A 23,722-nucleotide genomic window follows, 5' to 3' on the forward strand; every position below is an offset into this window, starting at 1 on the left:
CATGGACGGCAAGCTGAATATCGATACAGCTCTCGTCAGCCGACTGGTCGCCACCCAATTCCCCCGGTGGAAGCACCTTGCGGTCAGGCCGGTTGAACCAGGCGGCTGGGACAACAGGACTTTTCACCTCGGCGACGAGATGCTCGTGCGGCTGCCGAGCGCTGCCGCTTATTCCCTGCAAGTCGAAAAAGAGCATCGCTGGTTGCCAAGGCTGGCGCCGCTGCTGCCGCTGCCGATCCCGGTGCCCCTGGCGATGGGGATCCCGGCCGAGAGCTATCCCTGGCATTGGTCGATCTATCGCTGGATCAACGGTGAGACGGCAAGGCGGGAGCGTATCGCCAGCCTGTCGCAATTCGCAGCAAGCCTGGCCAAGTTCCTGGTCGCCTTGCAACGGATCGATCCCACCGGCGGGCCGCCGCCCGGGCAGCACAACTTTTTTCGCGGCGGACCGCTCAGCGTCTACGATGGCGAAACCAAACAAGCCATTGCCGCCCTCGACGGCAGGATCGACACCGAGGCCGCGAATGCGGTCTGGGAGGCAGCCCTTGCCGCGACGTGGCATGCCGCTCCCGTCTGGTTCCATGGCGACGTCAGTTGGGGAAACCTGCTGGTGAGGCACGGCCGGCTGAGCGCCGTGATCGACTTCGGCACGTCGGGCGTGGGTGATCCCTCATGCGATCTGGCGATTGCGTGGACGCTGTTCGAAGGCAAGAGCCGGGATGCCTTTCGCGCCGGTCTTCCTGCCGATGAAGCCATGTGGGCGCGTGGCCGCGGCTGGACGCTGTGGAAGGCGCTGATCACGCTCGCCGGACACATCGACGTCAATCCGGTCGAAACTGAAAAGTCCCGACATGTGATCGACGAGGTGCTTGGCGACCACGCGCGCGGGACGTGATGCCGCCGCAAATTGGCCTATCCACGCTGTCCGAGTGCAAGCAGCACGCCGCTGACAAGGTGCTCCACGTCGGACGGATTTTCGAACGGAACGCCTGTCCTCGCATAGTCGATCGGCGAAAAACCGGATCCGTCGGCGTTGATGAACGCGGCCTGGCGCCTCGCCGCCTCCATCTTGCCAAGCTGCGCGTAGCAGGCGGCAAGTCGTGTCCTGATCCACGGTGTTGGCCGAGTTGCCAGTTCCAGCGCCTCGGCAGCTGGCAGGTATTCGCCAAGCATATAGAGCGCGAGCGCGCGGTCGTATTGATACCAGTGCGGATGGAGCGGGTTGATGCGAATGGCGCGCGCTAGCCAGGCGAGGCCATCGAGCGGTCGGCCGCGCATCGTCAGCAGATGTCCCATCTGCTCGATACAATCGGCATCATTTGGATTGAGTTCGAGCGCGATTCGCAAATGATGCTCGGCTGCCTCATGGTCGCGCATGTTGAGCCGCACCAGCGACTGGATGCGATGCGCAGTCGCCTGGTCGGGCGACAGTGCAATGCCGCGGTCTGCAAGATCGCGGGCTCCCTCAAGATCGGCCTCGCAGGTGGGCCCGAACTCGCTGTGCAGCACACGCGATAGTGCCAGATAGGTGTAGGCGAGGCCGTAGGCCGGATCCTTGACGATCGCTGCCTCGAAGAACGCCGCCGCTCCTTTCAGATCGCTTTGCGCCGGGTCGCGCAACAGGGCGACACCGCGCAGCACCAACTCATAGGCGGCAAGGCTGGTAACCGGCCGACGGGAGGCGCGCTGCAGGCCGGCATTGTTCACCCGCACCACCAGCCGACCGACGATCTCCTCGACAATATCCTGCTGAATGGCGAGCAGCCCGGCGCCCTCGACCTGGTATCGATCGCCCCAGAGCTGGGTCGCACTGGTGGCATCGACTAGGTTGACCGCAACGACGAAGCCATTTGCCTCCCGTCGCACCGACCCCTCGACGAGATATTCGGCGCCGATGCGCGAGCGGATCGCCGGCCACTCCGCGGGCGAGTGGGAGGCAAACGAAAAGCTCGAATTGCGCGCCAGGACCGTTATCGTGCCAAAGCGCGCCAGGCCATTGATAATGTCTTCAGCAAAGCCATCGACGATCGCTTCGTCAGCAGGACCGGTGCCGTCGTTACGAAATCTGAGCACCGCCACGATCGGCTGCGCACCGGCTTCGGGCACCGCTTCCGTCTCGGGCACCAGCATGTAGCCCCGCTTCGACACTGTTCGCACCAAGTCCCCGCCCAGCACCTTGCGGATTTCGCGGATCGACTGCGTTAGCGAATCCTCGGTGACGAAAACGCCGGGCCACACCGTGTCCATCAATTCCGATTTCGGCACCACGCGGCCGATGTTGCGGGCGAGATGCGTCAGCAATGCATAAGCCTTCGGCCGCAGGAAGGCCGGCTGATCGGCCCGGCTGAGCATGCCCTTGCCCAGGTCGAGCGTGAAACCGCTGAACTCAAATACCTGATCGGCGATCGAGACCGGCATCAAAAGGCCCACTCCGTGGAAGCCATGCCGGCATTGGGCTATGGCTGACGGGCTGGGTCAAGACCTCTGTTGTTTTGGGACTCCGACGAAAGGTCGCGGCACCCCCGACTACGGGCGCCGCGATCATCTGCAAATCTAGACTGCACTGGCGGCGGCAATCTCGGTTCGCGACCTGCGGGCGAAACTTTCGCTGCCGTAGAAGGCCACGATGGCAATTGCGATCGCCGCCCAGATCGCAACCCCGATCCATTGCTGCTGCACATAGTCGCCGCCGGTGAACACCTTGCCGAGGAAGCGCACGCTGTTCTGATGCGTGGCGTGCATTAGTATGGCGAGAAGCACGCTGCCGGTGTTCTGATAAAGCCAGGTGAACACCACTGCCGCCAGCACAACGTTGATCGTGCCATAGAGGCTGAGGTCGCCGACTAGACCAAGTGGGAAGTGCCAGATCGCCCAGATCACGCCGAGGATCAGGCCTCCGGCGAGCGCCGAGTGACCAGCCAGCAGACGTGGCGTCGCAAAGCCGCGCCAGCCGGGCTCCTCGCCAAGCGGACCGCTGAAAACCGCATACAGCGCAACGATCGGCAGTATCTGCAAGAAGGCAGGAATATTGCCCCAGGCGGGTGCTGCCGCGCCAAACAGCGGATTGATCAGGATCGAGGCCAGTTGCGCTCCGAACGGCAGGCCGAACGCCACCAGATACCAAAACGGATGGACCCGCCATTTCACCATCGAAGCGAGGATTGCCTTGACCGAGGCCCAGCCGCCGGCAAGTGCTGCAACGATCAAGCCGGCAACCATCGGCCCGAAGGTAAACCAGGGAATGCTGTCGCCACTCGACAAATAGAATGGGATGAAGGCCAGCCAGGTGAGGGCCAGCGCTAGCGAAAAGAAGGCGGTCAGCTGATGCCTTCGCACCAGGTTCAGGAAGGAAGTCATGTCCGGTCCTCGCGGCGGGCAGGGTCATGAGAGGTCGCCGGCTGCCCGATCGGTCGACTTGCGTCTGGGACTGAGCTAGCCGAACGGTTTCGGCAGGCGTCGACCGCGTCGGTCAACCCGTCCTTATTGGCACCTGCGCCGTTCAAAATCCCGAGCGGTTTCTGATGAATTTCCGATATTGTTGGCGCCGTCGGCGATTGCATTTCCTGCGTCAAGCTCAGCCAAATCTTGATTTCGCCACCGAAGCGGTGACAAGCTCCGTTCATGGAATGGCGCGATGAGGGAATCATCCTCGGCACCCGCAAGCATGGCGAAACCAGCGCCATCCTCGAGGTGATGACGCGCGCGCATGGCCGCCACCTCGGCCTGGTGCGCGGCGGCCGCTCGCGCAAGCAGCAGCCCGTTCTCCAGCCCGGCAACCGCGTCGACCTGTTGTGGCGGGCGCGGCTTGACGAGCATCTCGGCACCTTCCAGGCCGAGGCGATCGAGATGAATGCCGCCCGGCTGATGGATAGCGCCGTCGCCGTCTATGGGCTTCAGACCATGGCCGCGCATCTGCGCCTGCTGCCCGAGCGCGACGCTCATGGCGGCCTCTACGAGACGCTCGCCGTGATGATCGTCCACCTCGACGATGCCGATGCCGCCGGCGAACTGGTGGCGCGCTTCGAACTGCTCGTTCTCGATGAACTCGGCTTCGGCCTCGATCTCAGCCAGTGCGCGGCGACCGGCGCCAGGCAGGACCTTGCCTATGTCTCGCCGAAATCCGGGCGCGCGGTGTCGCGCCAGGCCGGCGCGCCATGGCGCGACAAGATGCTGCCGCTGCCCGCCTTCCTGCAGCGCGGCTCCGGCCTGCGCGCCGATCCGGCGGCGATCGAGGATGCTTTCCGGCTGACCGGCTTCTTCTTTTCTCGCCATGTCTACGAACCGCGTGGCATCGAGCCGCCCGGCGCCCGCGCCGGCTTCCTTGCGGCGCTGCGCAAGCACCATGCGCCCGGCAAGCCCGTCGTTGGAGAAGCCGTTCCCGGAGAGATTACCCGATGAGCGAAGTGGAACTCTATCCCGGCCGGGTCTCGCCGCTCGGCCTCGGCATCCCCACGTGGAAAGACGCCGATGCTGATCGATGCTAGCGGTGCAATAGAGCGGAACCGTAAACTGTTGCAGGCAAGCGCGTGGGCGATGGAGAACGTTGCACTTGGCAACGCGGCAATCGATGTCCTTCGCGCGTCCTGCGATTTGGACCTGAAGTCAGATGACCATGTAACAGTGCTGAGGCTGGCAATTAGGCTGATAAACACGGCAGGCGCTGCCGGTGACGCGGTGATGAGTGGATACTATCAGCCAGCCGCGGCCCTGATCCGGGACCTTATCGAGGTTGGCTTTTTGATTGATCTTTTTCGCCGTGAGCCAAAAAAAGTTGAGGAGTGGCGCCTAGGAGATCGTGGCTTGCGTAAGAAGGAGTTTTCAGCCTTTGAGCTTCGCAAGGCTCTAAATCGTCTTGATGGCTCTACCGAGAACAAGCGGAATGAAGCTTACCAGTATTTCACCTCGCATGGCACGCATGTCGATCCTGATGCGATTGCCCTCACATCACCTAATCGAATGACATTCGTCGGGCCATTTCCCGACCGAGATCGGTTGGTCGGACTTAGTTTTGACCTTGCTAGATACCTCGCTGCCGGCACCGAATATTTTATTCACTGGCTCCTGCTGCAACAATCCGGCACCGGGCCGAAAGTCGACATCGTTGCCGCTCACATCAACCGCTTTCGCGAGGTATGCAACGATATGGTCATTCGACAGACGGATCCCCGAGCATAGACAAGCTGCTGGCTTTCGGCATCGAAACATGCTCGATTTTTCCGGCGGCCAATCTGGCGGCCCGTTGAATCTGCCCGGCCGCCTTGCGGCCGTGGTGTCCGGTCGTCGCCTGGCGGCCGTAATTGCCCGCCGCTTGACGGCCGTATTTGAGTGTCAGTGAAACTGGTCTGGTTTGGGGGAACCGCCATGTTCGAAAGCCTGATCGGCCTTGTCGCCATTATCGCGCTGTTTGTCATCATTGCGCGCCAGCAGAGTCGCATCGGCCTGATCGAGCGCGAGCTTGGCGCGCTGCGCAGCCTCGTGCTTTCGGGCGCGCCTGTGGCTCCGCCGCAGCACAAGCCGGTGGAACCGGCCGCAAACGACAGCAAGCCGGCGGACGCAGCGGCAGCAGCGGTGGCCGATATTGTTTCGTCACCGAAGGACAAGGCTGCGCCAAAGCGATCGGCGAATGCTAAGATAGGCGAGGTCGAATCCGGCCCCTGGACCACGGGCAAAACGGCGCCGGCCGGGTTCGCGCCGGCAGAGCCGGCCGCCGCAACGGCTCAGAAACCCGACATCGAAACGGCGCTCGGCACCCGCTGGGCGGTCTGGGTCGGCGGCATCGCGCTGGCGCTGGGTGGCCTGTTCCTGATCCGCTACACCATCGAGGCCGGCATCTTCGGCCCAGGCGTGCGGCTAGGCATGGCCGCATTGCTCGGGCTGGTGCTGGTCGGCGGCGGCGAGTTCATCCGCCGCACTGGCTTCAGGCTGCCGGTGCAGGGCGCTGCCGGCGCCTATATTCCGGCGATCCTGACTGCGGCCGGCGCGTTCATCCTGTTCGGCACGGTCTATGCCGCGCATGGCGTCTACGGCTTCATCGGCCCGGCACTGGCCTTCACGCTGCTCGGCGCCATCGGCGTGGCGACCATTGCCGCGGCTCTCGTCCACGGCCAGGCGCTGGCCGGCATAGGCTTGCTCGGCGCGATGGTGACGCCGATGCTGATTGCCTCCGAGGCGCCCAATGCCTGGGCGCTGTTCGGCTATCTCGCGATCGTGCTTGCCGCCACCGCCATCATCGCCCGCATGCGCGACTGGCAGGCGTTGATGGCGGCCGCCTTTGTCGGCACCGGTATCTGGGTCGTCCTCTTTATGACCGATGCGCCGGGCGCCAACCTGCCGGTCATCCTGTTCATCGACGCCGTCACCCTGGCCGTGCTTGCCTTCGTTTGGCTCGGCCGTCTCGGTGGCGAAACGGAACCTGACAAGGGCGTCGACTGGCCCTCGATCGCCCCTGGTTTCTTCGTCGGTCTCTCGGCCTTGGCGTTGTTCGTCGACCCGGCTTACGCTGCCGCCAGTGGAGCCCTGGCTGGAGCAGCACTGATCGCGGCCCTGGTGGCGGCGGCGCTCTATCGGCCTCGGGCGCTGGCGCTCCTGCACGCCGCCGGGCTGGTGACGGTTCTGGTCTATCTCGGCATCATTCCGCCGACCTCGGTTGCCGCCGATTTTTCAGGCGGCGCTGTCGGCGTCGACGGCCAGCCGGCGCTGATATCCGACCCGCTGATGCTCAGGATCGGCATCGGTCTCGGGCTTGTTTTCATCGGCGCGGGCTTCTGGGCCGCGCGCAGGTTCGCGGCAACTGCCTGGGTGCGGTCCGCTTCATGGGCGGCATGGGGCGTCGTTGCGCCACTGGTCATTCTGCTGGCGCTCTGGTTCACCTTCGGCAATCTCGACCGCGATCTTGTCTATGCGGCGGCAGCGGCCCTTCTGGTCGCGGGCTTCGCCGCCGGCGGCGAGTGGATCGCGCGAGGCGAGGAACCTCCGCTGCAGGGTGGCGCGGCTGTGTCCTTTGCGCTCGGTGGTGCGGCGGTCGCCGGTCTGCTGATGCTGCATATGGCTTGCGGGTCCGGCTTGACCACCATTCTTCTGGGCGCCGCAGCCGTCGTGCCGGCGCTGGCCACGCGCTGGCGCGCCTATCCGGTGCTCGGCTGGATTTCGGTCGGTGCCGTCATCGCCGTGCTCGCTCGCGTCGCCTTCGATCCGACAATCGTCGGCGCCCAACTTCTGTCGACGACGCCGGTGTTCAACTGGCTGCTGCCGGGATATGGCGTGCCGGCGCTCGCCTTCGGCTTCGCCGCCTGGCAGCTCGCCAGCACTACCGATGGCCGGCCGCGCCTCGCCATGGAAGCGGCGGCGGCGCTGTTTGCGCTGCTGACCATCGCCATGCTGGTGCGTCACGCCATGCATGGCGGTGTCATCGACACCGGTGTGGTCACGCTCGCCGAGCAGGCGATCTACACGCTGATCGCCCTCGGCGCTGGCGCCGTCCTGGTCGCCATCGACATGCGCTCGCCGAGCTCGGTGCTGCGCTACGGCTCGATTGCCGCGGGCGTGGTCTCGGTCGCTTTCATCGTCATCCAGCATTTTCTCGCGCTGAACCCGCTGTTCACGGACGAATCGACCGGTCGGATCCCGGTGTTCGATCTCCTGTTCCTCGCCTATCTCCTGCCGGCGGTCGCTGCCGGGGGGCTTGCCCTCTACGTCAGAGACAAGCGGCCGAAATGGTATGCCGCGATGCTGGCGGTGGTGGCGGCAGTGCTCGCCTTCGCCTATGCGACACTGTCGGTCAGGCGGCTGTTCAAGGGCGAGTTCATCGGCCTGTGGAGCGGCCTCGGCCAGCTCGAGACCTACACCTATTCGGCGCTGTGGCTGGTCATCGGCGTGGCGCTGCTTACCGCTGGCGTCCGGCTGAAATCGCAGGTGCTGCGCATCGCATCCGCGGCGCTGATCTCGGTTGCCGTGCTCAAAGTCTTCGTCTTCGACATGTCGGAGCTGGAAGGCGTGCTGCGAGCGCTGTCCTTCATCGGCCTCGGCGCCGTGCTGATCGGCATCGGCCTGTTCTACCAGCGGCTGCTGACAAGGGCAGCGAAACCTAAGGAAGCGTAAGGCTCAAGCCAGATCGGTCTGCGAGAAATCATTGCCCTTGTAGAGCAGTGGGACTCGGTAGGACTTGGCACATGCATAGCTGAAGCAGTCGCCGAAGTTCAGCTTGGCGGGATGGCCGACATATCGACCGTAGTCGCGGGCGGCTTTGATGGCGAGTTCGCGAATGGCGGTATCCAGAGGAACTTCCACGGCCTTGAGTTCGGCCAGGAAGCCGATGACAATCGTTTGGCATTGATCGATCAGAGCAGGAGGTGTCGGAGCTTGATCGCCGCTTTCAGCTACAGATTTTCTGCGGGCTATCCCCAAAATCGCTTCAAACGCGGAACTGGGCGAGAAGTAAAGCGCATCGGCGGTTTCAATCCTTCCTAGCAAACGCTCTGCATCTGCCTCTCTCAAAATCAGTGTGATAATGGCGGAGGCATCAAGGAACATCGGATTCTCCCCATGCTTCGTCCATAAATTTCTTCATGTCGAAGGTGGGGTCATCAGGACCAAGTGCGCTCGCGGCATCCTGATACTTTTTGATGCGCTCTCGCAGGGGAAGCACGGCATAAGTTCGTTCTAGTTCGCGCTTGAGAGCGATCCGCACCGCCTCCGTCTTCGTGGGGGCCTTGATGGCAGACTGCAATTGACGAGCCAGCGCATCGACCTCGTCATCGCGAATGTAGAGGGACATATCGACTCCCCGTTTGGTGTATATTCCAAAATGAATATACTAAATATACGACATTGAATATACACCTTTGGCTATGCGCTTTCAATCTGAAATTTCTCGTCCCCGAGGCATAAATCTCGACAGGAAACCCCACGTCAGCCGGGAATAAACCGGTGCCCGCCAGCGTTGTTACATTGCTTGGGTGACCGGGGCGGCAGGCCGCTTCGCTTTGGCCGCTTGCGCTGCGCCGCGAAGACGCATTCAATCGGGATGACAGGGCGACCTCAGAATCAGCGGTCATGGACGAAAAGAAGGCAGCGATCCTTGGCGAAATACCGCGGCTGCGTCGCTACGCGCGCTCGCTGCTGCGCGACCGCGATTCCGCAGACGATCTCGTTCAGGACTGCCTGGAACGGGCGCTTGTGCGGCTCGACAACTGGCAGACTGGAGAAAGCCCCAGAAGGTGGCTGTTTACGATCATGCATCATTTGTTCATCGACCAGATGCGCAAGGTCAACCGGCGCGGTGAGGCCGCTATGCTGCCGCTGGAAGCAAGCGAAGCGCAGGCAGCGCCTGCCGAGCAGGTGGCGGGCATCGCCACGCGCGAGATCGTCGACGCGCTGCAGGCGATCAGCCCCGACCGGCGTGCGGCACTGGTGATGGTCGCCATCGAAGGCTTTTCCTATGCCGAGGCCGCCAACATCCTCGGCGTTCCCGCCGGTACATTGATGTCGCGCATCGCGCGCGGGCGTGAGGAATTGCGCGGATTGCTGGAGGACACCGCGCGCCGCCGCTCGATAAGGATCGTCGAGAAATGAGCCGGCACGATTTTTCCGAACGCGACATCCACATGGCCCTCGACGGCGAGTTGCCGGGCGACGAGCGCGCGGCGTATGACGCCTGGCTCGACGCCAATCCCGAAATGAAGGTGAAGAGCGCCCGCTATGTCGCCGACCGTGCCGCGCTCCATGCCGCCTTCGCCGGCGTGCTCGACGAGCCGGTGCCGGCGCGGCTGCAGAAAATCGTCTTGGGCGAGACGCCGGCAAGGACGGCGGGAGGGCGCTCGCGCTGGTGGCTTGCCGCTGCCGCGGCGGCGGTGCTGGCCGTCGGCGGCGCCGGTGGCTATGTCGCCGGTATCGACCGTCTGGGCCTGGAAGATCCCGTCGACGACCAACTCGCCGAGCAGGCGATCGCGGCCCATGTCATCTATGCCGCTGAAAAACGGCACGCGGTGGAAGTGCCGGCCAGCGACAAGGATCATTTGCAGACCTGGCTGTCCAACCGGGTCGGCCTGAAACTGGTCGCACCGGATCTGGCGGCGGAAGGGTTCCAGCTCGTCGGCGGCCGGCTGCTGCCCGCCGGCGATGGCAAGGCTGCGATGCTGCTCTACGAGGACGACAAGGGCGAGCGCATTTCCCTCTTCGTCACTTCCGAATCGGCCGGAAAAGCCAAGGGCACCTATGGATCGGAAGAAAACGGCCCCGAGGCTGTCTACTGGCTGGACAAGGGATATGCCTGCGCCGTCGTCGGCTCGCTGCCGCGCGCGCAACTGACCTCGGTGGCCAAGAACGCCTACAGCCAGCTTCTGGCCGGCCTGGCCGGCTGAAGGCGCCATCTTTTCAAAGCCGGTGCGACCGCTGGAACTGTCACAATTCGGCCCGAATCGAGGTGCGATAGCGCTTGACGAATGCTGGTGTTTCCGCCGGTGTGACCGATGTTTCGACCAGGGCCGTTTCCACAACCCAATCGAGGTTTTCTGAGCCCGCATGCCTGCCGAGATTCGCAAGGCCCGCGCGTCCGACGTCGATGACCTCGCCGCCATCGAGAAAGCTGTTTTCTCGAGCGACCGTATTTCCCGCCGCTCCTTTCGCCAGTTGATCGAGCGCGAGACCGCCGAGATGCTGGTCGCCGAAAGCGATGGCCGCATCGCCGGCTATGCGGTCGTGCTGTTTCGCAAGGGCAGCGGCGTCGCGCGGCTCTATTCGATTGCCGTCGGTTCCTTCTTCGGCGGGCTCGGCATTGGCCGCATGCTGCTGGAGCGGGCCGAGGAGGCCGCCTTCGAGCATGACCGCATGATGCTGCGCCTCGAAGTGCGCGAGGACAACAGTCGGGCGATCCGCATCTACGAGCAGAGCGGCTACCGCAAGATCGGCCGTGAACCCGGCTATTACGAGGACGGCGCCACTGCGCTTCGCTATGAGAAGGCGTTGCGCGGCGACATTCCGGTCGCCACCAGGGTGCCGTTCTACCAGCAGACCTGCGAATTCACCTGCGGCCCGTGCTGCCTGATGATGGCGATGGCCAATTTCGATCCCGGCTTCGTGCCGGATCCGGTCATGGAAATCCGTCTGTGGCGCGAAGCAACCACCGTTTTCATGATGTCGGGGCCGGGCGGCTGCGAACCGTTCGGGCTCGCTGTCGCCGGCTATGAAAGCGGGCTCTCGGCAGAGATCTACGTGTCCTTCTACGGCGCGCTGTTCCTGCAGTCGGTGCGCAGCCAGGACAAACGCCGGGTCATGGAACTGGCGCAGGTCGACTTTCGCCGGCGCGCGGAACTTTACGGCATCCCGGTGAATTACCGTCCATTCGCCATCGACGATATCCGCGCCGCCATCGCCGAAGGCAAACTGGTGCTGGTCCTGGTCAGCGGCTTCCTGATGTTCGGCAAGAAAGTGCCGCATTGGGTTCTGGCCATCGGCGACGATGGCGACCATATCCTGATCCATGATCCCTGGGTCGAGGACGAGAGGCAGGAGACCATCCTTGATGCCGCCAACATTCCCGTGCCTTACGGCATCTTCATGAACATGGCGCAGTTCGGCCGCGACGGACTGCGTGCCGCCATCACGCTAGGAAAGCGCTGAAGACAATGACCTGGGTCATCCTCACCGGCCGGCAGAACGATCTCGACCAGGTGGCGACGCCGCACAAGATCATCACCAACCGCGACTATCTTGCGCATCCGGCGCTGTTTCGCGGCCAGCGGCCGAAGGTCATCAACCTGTCGAACAATTACGGCTATCAGAGCCGTGGCTATTATGCCTCGCTGCTCGCCGGCTCGCGCGGCCACAAGGTCATCCCGACGGTCGAGACGATGATCGACCTGTCGGAGCGCAAGCTCTACGAGCATGCGCTGCCCGAACTCGAGCTCGCGCTCAACAAATGCCGCAAGGATCTCGGCGGCGCCTTTCCGCAGAAGGTCTGCATCTTCTTCGGCATCGGCCCGTCGAAAGTATGGGATCGATTCGCCAAGCTCCTGTTCGACTGGTTCCGGGCGCCGGCGCTGGAGGTCCACATCAAGGACAGCGCCGAATGGGCGGCGATCCGCAAGATCGGCTTCCATCCGCTGATCCGGATGACCGACGAGGAAAAAGTGCACTTCCTGCGGTGCCTCGAGACCTACACCAACCGCGAGTGGCGCGACACCAAGGGCCGCACGCCGGCGCGCTACACCTTCGCCACGCTGGTCGATCCGCATGAGGAACTGCCGCCGTCGGAGATTTCGTCGCTTCGCTATTGGGCCAAGATCGCCGAGAAAATGGGCGTCGAAATCGAGCCGATCACCAGGAAGGACCTGGCCAAGCTCGCCAATTACGACGCGCTGTTTATCCGCGAGACCACCTCGATCTCCAACCACACCTACCGCTTCGCCCGCCGCGCCCAGCAGGAAGGCATGCCGGTCATCGACGACCCGCTGTCGATGATCCGCTGCACCAACAAGGTCTATCTCAACGAGCTGATGACCTATAACAAGGTGCCGGTGCCGCCGACGGTGATGATCGCTGGCACCTCGGACCTAGAATTGGCGGCGCAGACGCTGGGTTTCCCGCTGGTGCTGAAGATCCCGGACTCCTCATTCTCGCGCGGTGTGAAGAAATGCGAGACCTTCGAGGAGCTGAAGACGCTGGCCACCGAATGGCTGGAGGATTCCGACCTTTTGATCGCGCAAAAATTCATTCCGACCGAGTATGACTGGCGTGTCGGCGTGCTCGGCGGCCAGCCCTTGTTTGCCGTGCATTATCTGATGGCCAAGAAGCACTGGCAGATCGTCAACCACAAGGCCAACGGCAAGCCCGACCAGGGCGGCATCAAGACCTTCACGCTGAAGGAAGCGCCGGCCCATGTTGTTGAAACTGCGGTCAGGGCTGCGCGTTGTATCGGCGACGGCCTCTATGGCGTCGACCTCAAGGAGACCAGGGACGGCGTCTTCGTCATCGAGGTCAACGACAATCCCAACCTCGACCATGGCTGGGAGGATTCCGGTGAAAAGGACGAGGTCTGGGTGCGGCTGACGCAGTGGTTCCTGGAGCGGCTCGACCGGCCGGGGCGATAATCATCCGAATAGGGGGCGGCGATGCTGTTTTTCGTGACCGAGGATTTTCGCGGCTGTGACCGCAAGGAGATCTACCGTCGCTTCCGCGACCAGGGCCGCCTGAAGCCGGACGCGCTCGTCGTGCATCACAGCTGGATCGCTGCGGATATGAGCCGCTGCTTCTTGCTGGTGGAGGCCGACGACGTCACGCTACTGCAGCGTTGGGTCGTCGAATGGGCGGATCTGGTCGAATTCGAGATCGTTCCCGTGGCGACGAACAAGCACATGGTGGAAGCATTGAGCGGACATCTCTGAGCGAACAACCGCCGTCACCGGCCCTCGGATGGCCGAGTGATCAACGCCGGCGAACCCACCGAGCACAGGCATTCCTCGATCAGCCATTCCTTGAACGCCGCCACCACGTCGCGCCTCAAGCTTCGTTGCGGAATCGTCAGGCAATAGGGCTGGCGCAGCTCCAGCGCCTGTGCGACGGGCCTCACCAGCCTGCCGTCTTCCACCGCCTCGGCGCAGAAGACGCCTTGCGCCAGCGCGACGCCGAGGCCCGAGATGGCCAGATCGAGCGCCGCCCGCGACGAATTCGCCGACAGACCGCGCTGGCTGGCGCGGCCGGGCTCGATGCCGGCCGTCTCGAACCAGCCGCGCCAGGATGGAAAGGAGGCGCCTGTCGGCCCCCAGTCGGTGTGGATCAACGGCAAGCGGGCAAGCGCGGCGGCGCCTTCGAGATCGCCGATCTCCCTTGCCAGGCCAGGTGCGCAAACAGCATAGACGGCGTCTCTCACGATGTCTTCCGTCGCCTGGTCGCGATAGTGGGCGCGCCCATAGGAAAGACGTATGTCGATCATGTCGCGGTCGAATGACACCGGATCGTCTTCGCCTCTCAGCGATATGTCGACCGCGCCATGGCTGACGACAAAGCTCTTCAGCCGCGTCGAAAGCCAGCCCATCGCCATTGATGGCGGCACCGAGACGACAAGCCGCGATCGAAACTCCGCGCCGCTGAGCTCGCGCGACACGCTGCCGATCTCCTCGAAGGCCGTGGTCAGCCGAGGCAGCATTTCCCGGCCGGCATCGGTCAGCACGGCACGGCGGTTGACCCGGTGAAACAGCTTGCGGCCCATCTGGTCCTCGATGGTCCGGATCAATTGGCTGACCGCAGCCGCGGAAATCGAAAGTTCTTGCGCCGCGGCGGCAAAGCTGCCGCAGCGCGCCGCGGCCTCGAAAGCCTGGAGTCCCCGCAAGGATGGAAGTGCGACCATGGCGACCAACAGATAAGTTGAGCTTGTCTAAATTGCAGAAATCCTCGTTTTGCGAAAGCTGTTTTGGCGATTAGGCTCCTCCGATCGACAGTGCGGGATCAAAACCATGGACCATCGCGACGTGATCGCATCGCTGACGCAGCAACAGCGCGATCGGCTGACCGCCAAGTCGGATCGCCTCGGGTTGCTGCAGCTTGGCGCTCATTGGGGCGCGATTATCGTCATCGGCGCACTGATCATCGCCAAGGTGCCGTACTGGCCGCTATTGATGCTGCCGCAAGGCATCCTCATCGTTTTCCTGTTCACGCTTCTCCACGAGACGGTCCATCGCACGGCTTTCGAAACACAGCGGCTGAACGATTTCGTGGCTCGCGTCTGCAGCCTGGCGATCGCGCTGCCGGCCGACTGGTTCCGTTATTTCCATTTCGCCCATCACCGCTTCACCCAGGATCCGGAGAACGACCCGGAACTCGCCTTCCCGAAACCCGAAACCTGGCGGCAGTATATCGTCCACGTTTCCGGGATTCCGGTGTGGCGGGGCCACTTCAAGACGCTCTACACCAACGCGACCGGCGGCTGTCGGGACAGCTACGTGCCGCCAAAAGGCCGGCCCAAGGTGCGCGCCGAGGCCCGCGCCATGATTGCCTTCTATGCCGTGGTGCTGGTGCTGGCCCTCTGGTTCCGGGTAACCACGCTGCTCTATATCTGGATCGTGCCGGCGCTGCTCGGGCAGCCATTCCTGCGCCTCTATCTCCTGGCCGAACATGGCCGTTGTCCGCTTGTCGCCAACATGCTGGAAAACACCCGGACCACGCTGACCAACTGGTTTGTCCGCAGGCTCGCCTGGAACATGCCCTTCCACGCCGAGCATCATGCCTATCCGGGTGTGCCTTTCCATCAACTGCCGGCGTTTCATGCCCTGATCGAGCGTCATCTCAAGGAGATCGAAGCCGGTTACGTGCGCTTCCACGAAAAATACATCGAAACATTGCGCTGATGGCTGAGGCCGAGCCGCTGACTGGCTCGGCCCTGCCGCGATCAGCCTGATTGCCTGCTTGCCGCGCACGTCTCCAGCAGGCGAGCGATGTCCGCTGCCTTGGATGGCACGCCGATCAGGTAGCCTTGGGCCTCGACACAGCCCTCCTTGCGCAGGAACTCCAGTTGAGCTTCGGTTTCGACACCTTCTGCTGTAACGGTGATGCCGAGCTGCGCGCCGAGCCCGATGACCGTGCGCACGATCGCCGCGGTATCGCGGTTGTCGATGTCACGGATGAAGGAGCGGTCGATCTTGATCTTGTCGACCGGGAAGCGGCGAAGATAACCCAGCGACGAATAGCCTATGCCGAAATCGTCCAGCGCGATGTGGATGCCAAGCTCACGCAACTGCCTGAGTGTCTTCAGCACCGTATCGCTTTCGTCCATCAGCACCGTTTCGGTGATTTCCAGTTCCAGCCGGCTGGCCGGCACACCTGAAAATGCCAGTGCCGAGATGACGCTGCGGGCAAAGGTGCCGCTTTTGATCTGCACGGCCGAGACATTGACCGCAATGCGCAGCCCATGCGGCCAACCTGCCGCCACCGTGCAGGCTTTCCTCAGCGCCCATTCGCCAAGCGGCACGATCAGCCCGATTTCTTCGGCGACGGGGATGAAATTGTCCGGCGCCACCCGGCCGCGTGCCGGCGAATGCCAACGCATCAACGCCTCGGCGCCGACGATTTCGCCGGAAGCGATGTTCATGATGGGCTGGAAATCCAGCTCGAACTCCCGCCGCGGCAACGCTGCCTCAAGGTCGGTTTCCAGTGCCCGTCGCGCCCGCACCATCGCATCCATGCCGGGCTCGAAGAAGCGGTAAACATTGCGCCCTTCGCTCTTTGCCCGGTAGAGGGCCATGTCGGCGTTTTTCAGGAGCGTGTCGGCGTCTGTGCCGTCGTCGGGGAAAAGCGCGATGCCGAGGCTGATGCCGACATGCATGTCGCGGCCTTTGTCGCGAAACGGTTTTCCAATCATGTCGACGATGCGTTTTGCCAATTTTTCCGCATCGGTAGCGCCTTTGGGATCGAACTGGATGATGACGAATTCGTCGCCGCCGAAACGGGCGACGACATCTGTTTCATTGCGCAGGCAACGCTGCAACCGTTCGGCCACGCATTTCAGCAGCCAGTCGCCCACCGGGTGCCCCCACGTGTCGTTGACGGCCTTGAAGCGGTCGAGGTCGAGCGACAATATCGCCAGATTCGCAGCCTCGCCCAAGGCTTGGTCGAGCCGGTCGCGGAACATCGAGCGATTGGGCAGGTTGGTCAGCGTATCGTGAAGCGCAAGATGGGTCATGCGCTCTTCGGCGCGTCGGCGTTCGGTGATGTCGTCGAAAGTTGCCACCCAGCCGCCGCCGCTCATCGGTCGCTGCACGATCGACAGTGTCCTGCCATCGGCAAGATGGCGCTGGATCGACCGCATTTTTCCAGCTTGTAGGCTGGACACGGTGTTCGTGATTTCGCTATCGATGTCGATCCCTGCATAGACGCCCAGGCGGACAAGCTGCTCGATCAGGTCGCGATGGCTCATGCCAAATGGAAAATCGGCTGGCGCTACTTTGTAGAGTTCCAAAAAGCGTTCGTTGCGCACGATCAGCTTGCCGTTCGCGTCGTACATCAACAGGCCTTGCGACATGTTGGCGAGTGCAGCGTCGAAGCGGCGGTTCTGTTCCTTCAGCTCCCGTTCGGCGCGTCGTTGCTCGGTGATGTCCTCGTAGATCGACACCCAGCCGCCCGAGGCCAGCGGTCTGTGCGAAATGTCGACGATGCGCCCGTCCGAGAGCGTTTCCTCGTAGGTCGAGGGTTTTGCCTGGTCGATATAGGGCTTGCGGATGGCGTAGAGTTCTTCGGCGCTCTGCGAGGCGACGCCGATGTCGACGCTGTGCTGGAGGATGTCGAAAAACCGGATGCCTGGTCGCACGATTTCGGCGTCGAGGCAGAAGATGCTGACATAGTTGCCGTTGCAGATGATCATGCGCTCGTTGGCGTCGAACATGCACAGCCCATGCGACATGTTCTCGACAGCTGCCGAAAAGCGTTCGTTCTGCTCGTGCGGTTCGTCTTCGATGCGCCGCTTCGGGCCGAAGCCTCCAGCGCCGCGCCTGCGTGCGGGCGAACCAGCCTTGGCATGAGCGACGGGCATGTATGGGCCTGCGGGACCGAGATCGGACACGGTACTGTGCTAGCCGCCGGTTAATTTAGCGTTCTTTTACTTCGCCGAGTGCACCGTAATCGCTGCCCGACGTTTCGTTTCAATCGCCGCATACCGCTTGAGGAAGGCGTCTTGCGCCCAGGTCACCGAACGCGGCATGAAATCGAAGCGCTCTGCATTGAAGCCGCGCGGCCGGCCGAAATACTCGGTCGCCTCCGCCGTTGAGAAGCCGGCCAATAATGTCGCCTCGTAGTAGGCGGCGATCTGGTCGGCGCGCTTGATCTCCTTGCGCAGGCCGGCGCCGAGTTCAGCCGGCAGCGAAAAGCGCTGGTGGATGGCGCGCTGAAGCCGAAGCTCGCAATCCTTGTAGCTGCCGCCCATCACCGATTTGAACGGGGAGATCATGTCGCCGATGACATATTCCGGCGCGTCGTGCAGCAAGGCAGCCAGCCGCGCATCAGCCGAGGCGTCCGGCACCAGTTCGGAAAACAGCGCCTCGACCAGCAGCGAATGCTGGGCGACCGAAAACGCGTGATCGCCGCTGGTCTGGCCATTCCAGCGGGCGACGCGGGCAAGCCCGTGCGCGATGTCGGAAATTTCGATGTCGAGCGGCGAGGGGTCCAGCAGGTCGAGCCGCCGGCCGGACAACATGCGCTGCCAGGCGCGCGGCGGGGCGCCTGCGCGATCGGCTGCCATCAGGCTTCCTCCGCGCCGACAGCTTCCTGCGGAAAAGTGAATTTCGCCCAGGCCGGAATGGTGAGCGAGACTGCGACATCACCCGCGATGACAGGCTGGCCGGCGTCGAGCGCCGCCTTGACCCGGTCGATACGGGCGATGGCAAGACCCGTCGTCCCGGTCGTCGAGCCGAGCGTGCCGACCGGCCGTCCGCCGACCGTCAGCTCGGCGCCTGGCGCGGGCAGCGGCCGCTCTGCCCTGGCGATCAGCACACGCCGCCTGGCGGTGCCACGATGCTGCATGCGCGAAACCACTTCCTGGCCGACATAGCAGCCCTTTTTGAAACCGACGCCGCCGGTCTCATCGAGCAGCACGTCATGCGGAAAGGCATCGCCAAGCTGGTAGTCGCTGCCGCTTTCGGCGATGCCATGGGCGATGCGCAAGGCCTGCCACGCGGCGGGGTCGCCACCTTCGGCTGTACCACCATATCGGCGCTCGACCTCCACATCGCGAAAGCGGTTGTCGGCAACCCTGGTTGAATCAGATTGTGAAGCGGTTGAATCATTGCCCCACGCAACAACGACAAGCCCTTGGTCGGCTTTGGCAATCTCGACCTTGGCGCGCAGTTTGTAGAGCATCAGCCGGCGCATGAAGTCGTCGGCGACATCGGCGCGGCATTCGAGGTGGAAGGCACTCTCGCCGGCGCGCGAGATCAGGAAATCGAACAGGATCTTGCCTTGCGGCGTCAAAAGCGCGCCTGGCTTTGCCTGGCCGGAAGCAAGCGTGTCGAGGTCGGTCGTCAGGATGTTCTGCAAAAAATGCTCGGCGTCCGGGCCTGACACCGAAATGAGCGCACGGTCGCTAAGCAGGGCAAAGGGCATGGGCTGGACAAAACCTGATCTTGCAAAACGGTCGGCCTTTACGTAAGCCGCTGACACTCCCCCCGCAAGAGACCGGATCGGCATGGCCACGACCTACGACCTCATCCTGACAGGCGGCACCGTGGTCAACCATGACGGCGAAGGTCTTCGCGATGTCGGTGTCAAGGAGGGCCGCATCTCGGTGATAGGCGATCTCGGCCAGGCCTCGGCCGGCGAGACGATCGACTGCCGCGGCCTGCACATCCTGCCCGGTGTCGTCGACAGCCAGGTGCATTTCCGCGAACCGGGGCTGGAGCACAAGGAAGACCTCGAGACCGGTTCGCGCGCGGCGGTGCTCGGCGGCGTCACCGCCGTGTTCGAAATGCCCAACACCAATCCGCTGACCACCAGCGAGGCCGCCCTTGCCGACAAGGTGCGGCGTGCCAGCGGGCGCATGCATTGCGACTTTGCCTTCTGGGTCGGCGGCACCCGCGACAATGCCGGCGATGCCGGTGAACTGGAGCGGCTGCCCGGCGCCGCCGGCATAAAAGTGTTCATGGGCTCGTCCACCGGCGACCTGCTGGTCGAGGACGACGAGGGTGTCGCCGCGATCCTTGGGAATACGCGCCGCCGCGCCGCCTTCCACTCCGAGGACGAGTTCCGGCTGCGCGAGCGGCTTGGCGAACGCATCGAGGGCGATCCGTCCTCGCATCCGGTCTGGCGTGACGAGATCGCCGCACTGCGCTGCACCGAGCGGCTGGTTCGGATCGCCCGCAAGGCGCGCGCCCGCATTCACGTGCTGCACATCTCGACCGCCGAGGAGATCGCCTTCCTCGAACGGCACAAGGATGTCGCTACCTGCGAGGCGACGCCACATCATCTGACACTCGCAGCCGACGATTATGCGCGGCTCGGTACGCTGATCCAGATGAACCCGCCGGTGCGGACAGCGCGCCACCGGGACGGTGTCTGGCACGGCATCGGGCAAGGCATCGTCGATGTGCTGGGTTCCGACCATGCACCGCACACGCTGGCCGAGAAGGCAAAACCCTATCCGGCCTCGCCGTCGGGCATGACCGGTGTGCAGACGCTGGTGCCGATCATGCTGGATCACGTCAATGCCGGCCGGCTGACCCTGCAGCGCTTCGTCGACCTTTCCAGTCATGGCCCGCAGCGCATCTTCGGCATGGCCAGGAAAGGCCGTATCGCGGCCGGCTACGACGCCGATTTCACCATTGTCGACCTGAAGCGCCGCGAGACCATCACCAATGCGCAGGCCGGCTCGAAGGCCGGCTGGACGCCCTATGACGGCAAAGAAGTCACCGGTTGGCCGATCGGCACAATCGTGCGCGGCCGGCGGATCATGTGGGATGGCGAGATCGTCGCGCCCGGACAGGGCATTGCTGTGGAGTTTTCCGAAGCCTTGGTCGTTTGAGCGGACCCTCAATCCCCGGCGACGAAGAACGTCCACTCTCCGGCGGGCGTGATGCCGACGCGGTAGAAGATGTAGGCGCCGAACTGCTTCATGTCGTTATAGTCGCCGGCGGTGACGATCTTGAACAGCTCGACCCTTTGCCTGGCGTCGAGCTTGTCCAGCGGCAGCGCAAAGAAATACGGCCAGACATAAAGCTCCTGCGGCGTGCCGGCATCGACATGGACGAAGCCGGCATTGAGCACCTCTTCCAGTATGGCGAGGATTTCCTGCCCTTCCGTGTCGCCCGCAAGGCCTTTGAGGAAGGCGATCGGGTCGCCGTCGATCTCGCCCAGCGACAATTGGGTCATCGCATCGCCCGTGCCGATCAACGGCCGGAGTTTTTCGATGTCGCCGCTCTTGCAGGCCTCGACTATCAGATCATGCATGCGCCGGACTGGCTCCGGCAGTTTGCCGAGGTCGTAGACGACTTCGGGCAAGGGAGCGTCGGGATCGGCATGCGGGCTGGCCATGCCGCCATCATTCGCCGGCCCCTTTGGTTCTTTCTGTCCCGGCTCGTCGGACGGTGGCGGCTGACTGGCCGCGGGCGGCGTGGTGCCGGGTTGGTCGGGCATCGGCACCGCGTTTCCTGGCGGCGACATGTCATCATTGGCGGGCGGCGTGACCGGCGCGGGAAGGTCCTCGCGCTTGATTTCACTCAGTGCATGGGTGGGGCTGATCGTTAGGCATAGGGCAATCGGAATCGCAACGCTGCAAACGGCGAGCCAGATGCTGAGGACCAAGCCACTCGGCTTGCCTGACATCGAGAAAATCACTGCCTGCTTCTCCCTGGTTCCCGCGCCCGCCCGGGATGCCGGTTAGTGCCGCAGTTTTTCAGGCTCGAAAGCCCCGGCTATCACTTTTTCACGCATGCGGTCGAGCAGGGCAAGGGCGGAAGTCTCGCCGTTGGCGCGCAGCATCTCGCCAAACGCAGTCTCCAGCGCGGCTTCGGCGATGATTTCCGGCTCGATTCCGGCCGAAAGCCCTTCCGCCCAGGCTTCGCTGTGGCTTTCCACGGCGGTCAGGCGCTTTTCTTCCCTGACCAGCGCGTCGATGTCGTTGACGGCATGTTCCATTGCGATGTCCACCCTTTTCAAGCGGCGATCCGATAGACGCGGATCAGGCTTGGGCTGTCCCTTTTTTACGCGGATCTAATAAGCCATTGTAAATACGACATTTCTTGGGTCGTCTTCGACAAGGCTCGTCGCGTCTAGCAAACCTGCGTTCGATCCGATTCAAAACTTAGCCGATTAGACCGGCGAGCGGGATGAAAACCTTCAGTTTGAGTTAATTCCACATCTACGCCGTAACGTTTCGTTAATGCTGTTGCAGAAGTGCAACATGAGGATTGCACCAAGATGCTCCCGGAAACAAGGAGGGAGGATCAAATGCCCCGATGTGGCGAACGGCGCTGGGGCGGAGGGCGGCGGAAAAATTGGCGTCAGTTGCCGTAGCGCGAGGCGATGTCGCGCGACAGCGTTTCGCCTTCTTTTATGTAACGGCTGATGGCTTCCGTCGCCGAAGCGGTGCATTGCGTATAGGTGCCGCCGAAGGAGCGATAGCCGTGGTTGAAACTGGCGATGAAGCGGGCGCGCCGCTCCGGGTCGGGGTTTTCGGAAGCTATCAGCTTCTCCATCTCGACGCGCCACTGGTCGCTTTTCTCGCCGCACAGATTGCGCAGGAAATGCAGCGAGCCCAGCACCTCCGCCAGCCGCATCAATCCGGGCTCGAACGAGGCTTCGGCACTGAACGCCGGCCGCGCGCCGACAGCCATGCTGACGGCGAGGCAAGCTGCGAGGAACAGCGAGGTGCGGGTCATAAGTCTATGTGGCCAAACATTTTGTCGCCCGCAAGGCGGATTCTTGGGGGTTATTCGCCTGTATTTCCGAGCAACTCCTCCGCCACCTCAAACACCGAGCCGGCGAGCGGCAGCGTTCTCATTTCGCCGAGCGTATAGAAGGCTGCGGTCTCGGCGTCGTCGCTGGCCATCGCCTCGCCATCGGCATAGGCCGCGCCGAACACCGTCAATCGGTAATCGACCGGATGGCTCTCGTCGCGTCCGTCGATATGGATTTCCCGAAGCGGCCAATAGCCTTCGGCCCGCAGGCCGGTCTCCTCCAGCAGTTCGCGGGCTGCTGCCTCCTCCAGCGTCTCGCCGGCCTCTACCTTGCCGCCCGGGAAGGCGTAGAGGCCTTGCGAGGGCGGCCTGGCTCGCTTGACCAGCAGCACCGTGTTCCCACGCACGACGGCGACCGAGACTGCCGGAATGATCCTGCGTGTTTCCATGAGTTCCCGCTTGATGGACACAGCCCGTTGTGGACCGGCCGTCGGTGAACAGCTTTAGCGGTTGCGAAAGGCAGGTTCCATCGCCACTTTCACATGTCACCAATTCGAAAGTTGAATTCATGTGCGGACGCTTTGCCCTGACCGCCACACCGGACCAGACCGCTGCCTTCCTTGGGCTGGCGGAACTGGAGGATTTTCCGGCCCGCTACAATATCGCGCCGACGCAGCCGGTGCTGATGGCGCTCGCCGGTCCACCGCTTGCGCCGGGTTCGAACCTGCCTGACAGGCAAGCGATGCTGGTGCGCTGGGGACTGATTCCGGCCTGGGTGAAAGACACCAGGGAGTTTCCGCTGCTGTTCAATGCGCGCTCGGAAGGAGCGGCGGAAAAGGCCTCGTTCCGTGCCGCTATGCGCCATCGCCGTGCTCTGGTGCCGGCCTCCGGCTTCTACGAGTGGCGGCAAACCGGTGGCAAGAGGGGGCAGCCCTATTGGATCAGGCCCAGGCATGGCGGGCTGGTCGCCTTCGCCGGGTTGATCGAGACCTATGCCGAGCCGGGCGGTTCCGAAATGGACACCGGCGCCATCCTGACCGTCCGTGCCAATGCCGACATCGCGCACATTCATGACCGGATGCCGGTGGTGATCCACCCGCGGGATTTCGCCCGCTGGCTGGACTGCCGAGCGCTCGAGCCGCGCGACGTCATCGACCTGTTGCGGCCGGCGCAACTTGATTTCTTCGAAGCCATCCCGGTTTCCGACCTTGTCAACAAGGTCGCCAACACCGGGCCGGAGATTCAGGTGAGGGGTGTCGTCGGGCCGGAGCCCGAGAAGGTCAGGCGCCAGAAGCCAGGCGCTGACGACAGCCAGATGACCTTGTTCTAGCTGCTATTTTTCGGCGGCCTTTGGC

General features: G+C 63.3%; 24 protein-coding genes. 12 read left to right on the plus strand and 12 right to left on the minus strand.

The features are described from left to right. Position 1: 1 nt before the first annotated feature. Positions 2–895, plus strand: a complete 894-nt coding sequence (locus tag AC0L2H_RS20595) for an aminoglycoside phosphotransferase family protein (protein WP_473591928.1) — start codon at positions 2–4, stop codon at positions 893–895. Between the two features lie 17 nt (positions 896–912). Here AC0L2H_RS20595 and AC0L2H_RS20600 read toward each other — a convergent pair whose 3' ends face one another. Next, the gene (locus AC0L2H_RS20600; protein WP_473591929.1) at positions 913–2,418 is read right to left on the minus strand and encodes a winged helix-turn-helix domain-containing tetratricopeptide repeat protein; all 1,506 of its coding nucleotides are present in this window, start codon (positions 2,416–2,418) and stop codon (positions 913–915) included. Positions 2,419–2,553: 135 nt separating this feature from the next. Next, positions 2,554–3,357 carry a CPBP family intramembrane glutamic endopeptidase gene (locus tag AC0L2H_RS20605; RefSeq protein ID WP_473591930.1) on the minus strand — a complete coding sequence of 268 codons (804 nt, stop codon included), beginning with the start codon at positions 3,355–3,357 and terminating at the stop codon, positions 2,554–2,556. Positions 3,358–3,621: 264 nt separating this feature from the next. Between AC0L2H_RS20605 and recO the strand changes: the two genes are divergently transcribed. The 3 genes from recO to AC0L2H_RS20620 all read left to right on the plus strand — a co-directional run bounded on the left by recO (position 3,622) and on the right by AC0L2H_RS20620 (position 8,097). Continuing rightward, positions 3,622–4,398 (plus strand): DNA repair protein RecO, encoded by a 777-nt coding sequence (recO, locus tag AC0L2H_RS20610; RefSeq protein ID WP_473591931.1) that lies wholly within the window; start codon positions 3,622–3,624, stop codon positions 4,396–4,398. 69 nt (positions 4,399–4,467) lie between these two features. Continuing rightward, positions 4,468–5,175 (plus strand): hypothetical protein, encoded by a 708-nt coding sequence (locus tag AC0L2H_RS20615; protein WP_473591932.1) that lies wholly within the window; start codon positions 4,468–4,470, stop codon positions 5,173–5,175. 186 nt (positions 5,176–5,361) lie between these two features. After that, positions 5,362–8,097: a DUF2339 domain-containing protein gene (locus AC0L2H_RS20620; RefSeq protein WP_473591933.1), complete on the plus strand. Its 2,736-nt coding sequence runs from the start codon at positions 5,362–5,364 to the stop codon at positions 8,095–8,097. A gap of 3 nt (positions 8,098–8,100) precedes the next feature. Here AC0L2H_RS20620 and AC0L2H_RS20625 read toward each other — a convergent pair whose 3' ends face one another. Both AC0L2H_RS20625 and AC0L2H_RS20630 read right to left on the minus strand, forming a co-directional pair. Then, complete coding sequence (locus AC0L2H_RS20625; RefSeq protein ID WP_473591934.1) at positions 8,101–8,529, minus strand: type II toxin-antitoxin system VapC family toxin; 429 nt, start codon at positions 8,527–8,529, stop codon at positions 8,101–8,103. Beyond that, complete coding sequence (locus AC0L2H_RS20630) at positions 8,519–8,773, minus strand: type II toxin-antitoxin system VapB family antitoxin (protein WP_473591935.1); 255 nt, start codon at positions 8,771–8,773, stop codon at positions 8,519–8,521. The genes AC0L2H_RS20625 and AC0L2H_RS20630 overlap by 11 nt, the downstream gene beginning before the upstream one ends. A gap of 278 nt (positions 8,774–9,051) precedes the next feature. Here AC0L2H_RS20630 and AC0L2H_RS20635 point away from each other — a divergent pair, with 278 nt between their 5' ends. The 5 genes from AC0L2H_RS20635 to AC0L2H_RS20655 all read left to right on the plus strand — a co-directional run bounded on the left by AC0L2H_RS20635 (position 9,052) and on the right by AC0L2H_RS20655 (position 13,379). Continuing rightward, positions 9,052–9,570 carry a sigma-70 family RNA polymerase sigma factor gene (locus AC0L2H_RS20635; protein ID WP_473591936.1) on the plus strand — a complete coding sequence of 173 codons (519 nt, stop codon included), beginning with the start codon at positions 9,052–9,054 and terminating at the stop codon, positions 9,568–9,570. Further along, positions 9,567–10,358 (plus strand): anti-sigma factor family protein, encoded by a 792-nt coding sequence (locus AC0L2H_RS20640; protein WP_473591937.1) that lies wholly within the window; start codon positions 9,567–9,569, stop codon positions 10,356–10,358. Before AC0L2H_RS20635 ends, AC0L2H_RS20640 begins: the two co-directional genes overlap by 4 nt. A 160-nt stretch (positions 10,359–10,518) precedes the next feature. Then, entirely contained in the window at positions 10,519–11,616 is a 1,098-nt protein-coding gene (locus AC0L2H_RS20645) for a peptidase C39 family protein (protein ID WP_473591938.1), read from the plus strand. A 5-nt stretch (positions 11,617–11,621) separates the two neighbouring features. Then, positions 11,622–13,085: a RimK family protein gene (locus AC0L2H_RS20650; RefSeq protein ID WP_473591939.1), complete on the plus strand. Its 1,464-nt coding sequence runs from the start codon at positions 11,622–11,624 to the stop codon at positions 13,083–13,085. 21 nt (positions 13,086–13,106) lie between these two features. After that, on the plus strand, positions 13,107–13,379 hold the full coding sequence (locus AC0L2H_RS20655; RefSeq protein ID WP_473591940.1) for a DUF3303 domain-containing protein: 273 nt from the start codon (positions 13,107–13,109) through the stop codon (positions 13,377–13,379). Positions 13,380–13,393: 14 nt separating this feature from the next. On the opposite strand, the gene AC0L2H_RS20660 is transcribed toward AC0L2H_RS20655, so the two are convergent. Beyond that, positions 13,394–14,341: a LysR substrate-binding domain-containing protein gene (locus AC0L2H_RS20660; RefSeq protein WP_473591941.1), complete on the minus strand. Its 948-nt coding sequence runs from the start codon at positions 14,339–14,341 to the stop codon at positions 13,394–13,396. 106 nt (positions 14,342–14,447) lie between these two features. Between AC0L2H_RS20660 and AC0L2H_RS20665 the strand changes: the two genes are divergently transcribed. Beyond that, a complete protein-coding gene (locus AC0L2H_RS20665; protein ID WP_473591942.1) occupies positions 14,448–15,338 on the plus strand; it encodes a fatty acid desaturase family protein in 891 nt (296 codons plus the stop codon). 41 nt (positions 15,339–15,379) lie between these two features. Here the strand turns inward: AC0L2H_RS20665 and AC0L2H_RS20670 are convergent, their stop codons facing one another. From AC0L2H_RS20670 to ygfZ, 3 genes are all read right to left on the minus strand, one after another. After that, entirely contained in the window at positions 15,380–17,515 is a 2,136-nt protein-coding gene (locus AC0L2H_RS20670; RefSeq protein WP_473591943.1) for a putative bifunctional diguanylate cyclase/phosphodiesterase, read from the minus strand. A 66-nt stretch (positions 17,516–17,581) separates the two neighbouring features. Next, positions 17,582–18,220: an HD domain-containing protein gene (locus AC0L2H_RS20675; protein ID WP_473591944.1), complete on the minus strand. Its 639-nt coding sequence runs from the start codon at positions 18,218–18,220 to the stop codon at positions 17,582–17,584. Continuing rightward, positions 18,220–19,080 carry a CAF17-like 4Fe-4S cluster assembly/insertion protein YgfZ gene (gene ygfZ / locus AC0L2H_RS20680; protein ID WP_473591945.1) on the minus strand — a complete coding sequence of 287 codons (861 nt, stop codon included), beginning with the start codon at positions 19,078–19,080 and terminating at the stop codon, positions 18,220–18,222. Before ygfZ ends, AC0L2H_RS20675 begins: the two co-directional genes overlap by 1 nt. 82 nt (positions 19,081–19,162) lie before the next feature. Here ygfZ and AC0L2H_RS20685 point away from each other — a divergent pair, with 82 nt between their 5' ends. Further along, the gene (locus AC0L2H_RS20685) at positions 19,163–20,494 is read left to right on the plus strand and encodes a dihydroorotase (RefSeq protein WP_473591946.1); all 1,332 of its coding nucleotides are present in this window, start codon (positions 19,163–19,165) and stop codon (positions 20,492–20,494) included. Positions 20,495–20,502: 8 nt separating this feature from the next. Here AC0L2H_RS20685 and AC0L2H_RS20690 read toward each other — a convergent pair whose 3' ends face one another. The 4 genes from AC0L2H_RS20690 to AC0L2H_RS20705 form a co-directional block, all read right to left on the minus strand. Then, positions 20,503–21,306: a hypothetical protein gene (locus AC0L2H_RS20690; RefSeq protein WP_473591947.1), complete on the minus strand. Its 804-nt coding sequence runs from the start codon at positions 21,304–21,306 to the stop codon at positions 20,503–20,505. A 42-nt stretch (positions 21,307–21,348) separates the two neighbouring features. Beyond that, a complete protein-coding gene (locus tag AC0L2H_RS20695; protein WP_107652038.1) occupies positions 21,349–21,606 on the minus strand; it encodes a hypothetical protein in 258 nt (85 codons plus the stop codon). 365 nt (positions 21,607–21,971) lie between these two features. Further along, positions 21,972–22,349 carry a TIGR02301 family protein gene (locus tag AC0L2H_RS20700; protein ID WP_473591948.1) on the minus strand — a complete coding sequence of 126 codons (378 nt, stop codon included), beginning with the start codon at positions 22,347–22,349 and terminating at the stop codon, positions 21,972–21,974. A gap of 50 nt (positions 22,350–22,399) precedes the next feature. Then, positions 22,400–22,816 (minus strand): NUDIX hydrolase, encoded by a 417-nt coding sequence (locus AC0L2H_RS20705; protein WP_473591949.1) that lies wholly within the window; start codon positions 22,814–22,816, stop codon positions 22,400–22,402. A gap of 119 nt (positions 22,817–22,935) precedes the next feature. On the opposite strand from AC0L2H_RS20705, the gene AC0L2H_RS20710 reads away from it, so the two are divergent. After that, the gene (locus AC0L2H_RS20710; RefSeq protein ID WP_473591950.1) at positions 22,936–23,697 is read left to right on the plus strand and encodes an SOS response-associated peptidase; all 762 of its coding nucleotides are present in this window, start codon (positions 22,936–22,938) and stop codon (positions 23,695–23,697) included. Positions 23,698–23,722 lie beyond the last annotated feature (25 nt).

This window comes from Mesorhizobium sp. WSM4871 (assembly GCF_055811295.1).